This is a genomic window from Actinomadura sp. NPDC023710 (genome assembly GCF_040639875.1).
In the GTDB taxonomy this organism is placed as follows: domain Bacteria; phylum Actinomycetota; class Actinomycetes; order Streptosporangiales; family Streptosporangiaceae; genus Spirillospora; species Spirillospora citrea.
On record NZ_JBFAGB010000103.1, the window covers coordinates 1 to 2957 of the forward strand.

Here is a 2957-nt window from a genome sequence, read left to right on the forward strand (position 1 = left end):
TCAGCCCCATCGCCGCCATGACGACCAGACTGGCGAGGTTCATCAGAAGATCGCTGACGGTCTGGCCGATCAGCACTCCCGAGGGGGCCATGGGCAGCGAGCGGAACCGGTCGAAGATCCCCTTCTGCAGGTCCAGGGTCAGCGTGTAGCCGGTGATCTGCGCCCCCATGATCACGGCTTGGACGAAGATGCCGGGGAGCAGGAACTCCTTGTAGGACATCCCCGGGACGTCGATGACGCTGCCGAAGACGTAGGCGAACATCAGCACGAACACGATCGGGAACATGATCGCGGAGCCGAGCAGGTCGGGCGACCGCCTGATCTTCAGGGTGTTGCGCCGTGCGATCGTCCAGCCGTCGGCGAGGGGCATGGTGAGGGCGTTCATCGGGTGGCCTCCCGGGCCTGCGGGTCGTTGCCGGTCGCCTGGTGCCCGGTGAGGGTGAGGTAGACGTCATCGAGGGTGGGCCTGCGCAGCCCGGCGTCGCGCACCTGGACCCCCTCGTCGGCCAGCCTGCCGAGGACCTGGCGGAGCGCCTCGGGGCCGTCCGATACCGGGACGGTGACCTGGTGCGACTCCGGCGCGGTGCGCATGGGGCCGACTGCGACCCAGGCGAGCGCCTGCCGGGCGGTGTCCAGTTCGGCGGCGTCGGTCACGGTCAGCTCGATGCGGTTGCCGCCGACCCGGTCCTTGAGCTCGTCGGGGGTGCCGCGGGCGATGGCGCGGCCGTGGTCGACCACCATGACCTGGTCGGCGAGGTGGTCGGCCTCGTCCATGTACTGGGTGGTCAGCAGGAGGGTGCCGCCGCCCGCGACGAGTTCGGAGATGGTGTCCCACAGCGCGGCGCGGGCGCGAGGGTCCAGGCCCGTGGTGGGTTCGTCCAGGAACAGCACTGGCGGGTCGGCGACCAGGGCGCCGGCGAGGTCGATCCGGCGGCGCATGCCGCCGGAGTAGCCCTTCACCGGGCGGTCCGCGGCGCCGGTCAGGTCGAAGCGTTCGAGCAGCTCGCGGGCGCGGGCCCTGCTGCGGCGGGCGCCCAGGTGGTACAGGCGCCCGATCATCTCCAGGTTCTCGGCGCCGGTGAGGTGCTCGTCGACGGCGGCGTACTGGCCGGCCAGCCCGATGTAGGAGCGCAGGCGCCGGGCGTCGCGGACGACGTCGCATCCGGCGACGGTGGCGTGGCCGCTGTCGGGGCGCAGCAGCGTGGTCAGGACCCGCACCGTCGTGGTCTTGCCGGCGCCGTTCGGGCCGAGGAGGGCGAGTACCGTTCCCTGGGCGACGGAAAAGCTGAGCTGGTCCAGGGCGGTCACCTCGCCGTACCGCTTGACCAGTCCTTCGGCAGTGATGGCATGGCTCATGAGGGGCTCCTCGCAGGTGATCCGGGGGTCAGGCTCGGTGGACGTCGATGTGGCCCCAGTTGGTGTGCGCGTGCACCTCGGCGACCGTGTCGGAGTTCTCGGGGCCTTCGGCGGCGTCGAGCGCGTTGCGCACCACGCCGTTCTTGGAGTGCAGGTCCAGCCAGGCGGCCGTGCCCTCGGCGATGCCGACGTCGACCTTGCCGTGGCCGCCCTCCAGGTGGAGGGTGCCGCTCACCGCCGCGCCGACGCGCATCCGGCCGTGCGCGCTTCTGATGGTGAGGTCGGCCAGCACACGGCCGATGGTGATGTCGCCGGTGCCGGTCTTCACCTGCAGCTCGCCGGTGGCCTCGCCGACGGTGACGGCACCGGTGGAGTTCTTCACGGTGCCGGGGCCGTCGATGGTTCCGATCCGGATCGCCCCGGTGGAGGCGGTCACCTCGGCGGGCCCGGTCACCCGGTCGACCGAGATGGCGCCGAGGGACGCCTTGGCCTCCAGCGGCCCGACGTCCTCCAGGCGCAGGTCTCCGAGGGAGTTGCGCAGGACACTCTGGCCGAGCGGGCCGGTGGCGATGAGGTCGGCGGCGACGTCGGCCTCGACGCGCGACCCGGCGGGCAGTTCGACGGTCACGTCGATGGAGCCGCGCCAGGCCCGCAGGTGCCCCAGCGCTTTGGGCTTGGGGCCCTTGACCAGCAGCCGTCCCGCGGAGAACTCGACGATCGTCCGATCGGCGGCCTGCACGCTCGGCTCGCTGGACGGGTCGCTCGGACGGACCTCCACCACGGTGTCGGCGCGGTCGCCGGCGTGGATGCGGACCCGGCCGACGTAGATCTGGATGTCGGCGGTGATCGGTTCGGGGGTGTCGAAAGCAGGCATGGCGGAGCCCTCCTCATGGCGCCGGTGGAACATCCCGGCCTCGGACCGGGCGATGAGTGTTGACGGACGGTGGGCTTGGCAGATGCCGCTAGCGCACCCAGCCGGTATAGCTGCGTCCGCTCTGGGGCTGCTGGAGCCCGCCGGCGGACTCCCTCATGGCGCCGGGCTCGAACGCGGCGGAGATCGCACGGACCAGCCAGGCGTTGACCGAGATCCCCTGCCGGCCGGCCGCCTCCTCGGCGCGGGCCTTGAGATGCTCGGGCAACCGCAGGGTCAACCGCGCGGTCCCTCCCTCCTCCGCCGACGACGGCCCCGCGGGTGGCGCGGCCTCCGTGGCGGCGGGCGGCGCAACGGCCTCCCGCGCGGTCTCGGCTCCGCGGCCCCCCGGGGGCGGCCCGGGCTGCGGCGTCACCACGAAAGCGGGGTCGCCGCCGCGCAGCCGCACCTCGACCGAACCCGGCGCGAGATCGCTGGTGATCTCGTCCGCCGCCGCCGACAGCGCCTCCAGCAGGGTGAGCCTGGCGGCCGATTCCAAGGCGCCGGTGAGGCGCTCGGCCAGCGCACGAGCGTCCGGACCGCCCGCCTCGGCGGCGACGGCGAGCTCGCGGCGGAGGTTCTCCACGTACGGCATCAGGTCCATGCCGAAACTATGACGTCATGATGACGTCATGTCAACCACCATCTATGACGTCACTTCGCATCATCCTGCCGTCGTAGATGACTCTTG

4 protein-coding genes are annotated in these 2957 nt (G+C 72.0%); all 4 read right to left on the reverse strand.

Going from position 1 to position 2957, the window contains the following annotated elements; translation table 11 throughout:
- A partial coding sequence (locus AB0H37_RS44940; RefSeq protein WP_360618845.1) for an ABC transporter permease occupies positions 1–385 on the reverse strand: 385 nt, incomplete at its 3' end.
- Positions 382–1356: an ATP-binding cassette domain-containing protein gene (locus AB0H37_RS44945; RefSeq protein ID WP_360618846.1), complete on the reverse strand. Its 975-nt coding sequence runs from the start codon at positions 1354–1356 to the stop codon at positions 382–384. The genes AB0H37_RS44940 and AB0H37_RS44945, both read right to left, overlap by 4 nt.
- A 28-nt stretch (positions 1357–1384) precedes the next feature.
- Positions 1385–2230: a hypothetical protein gene (locus tag AB0H37_RS44950; RefSeq protein WP_360618847.1), complete on the reverse strand. Its 846-nt coding sequence runs from the start codon at positions 2228–2230 to the stop codon at positions 1385–1387.
- Positions 2231–2318: 88 nt separating this feature from the next.
- The gene (locus AB0H37_RS44955; protein ID WP_329091982.1) at positions 2319–2870 is read right to left on the reverse strand and encodes a toxin-antitoxin system HicB family antitoxin; all 552 of its coding nucleotides are present in this window, start codon (positions 2868–2870) and stop codon (positions 2319–2321) included.
- Between the last annotated feature and the right edge of the window lie 87 nt (positions 2871–2957).

Coding starts and splice junctions, on each gene's coding strand:
- AB0H37_RS44955 (WP_329091982.1), bottom strand. CDS start 2,870: ATGGACCTGATGCCGTACGTGGAGAACCTCCGCCGCGAGCTCGCCGTC.
- AB0H37_RS44950 (WP_360618847.1), bottom strand. CDS start 2,230: ATGCCTGCTTTCGACACCCCCGAACCGATCACCGCCGACATCCAGATC.
- AB0H37_RS44945 (WP_360618846.1), bottom strand. CDS start 1,356: ATGAGCCATGCCATCACTGCCGAAGGACTGGTCAAGCGGTACGGCGAG.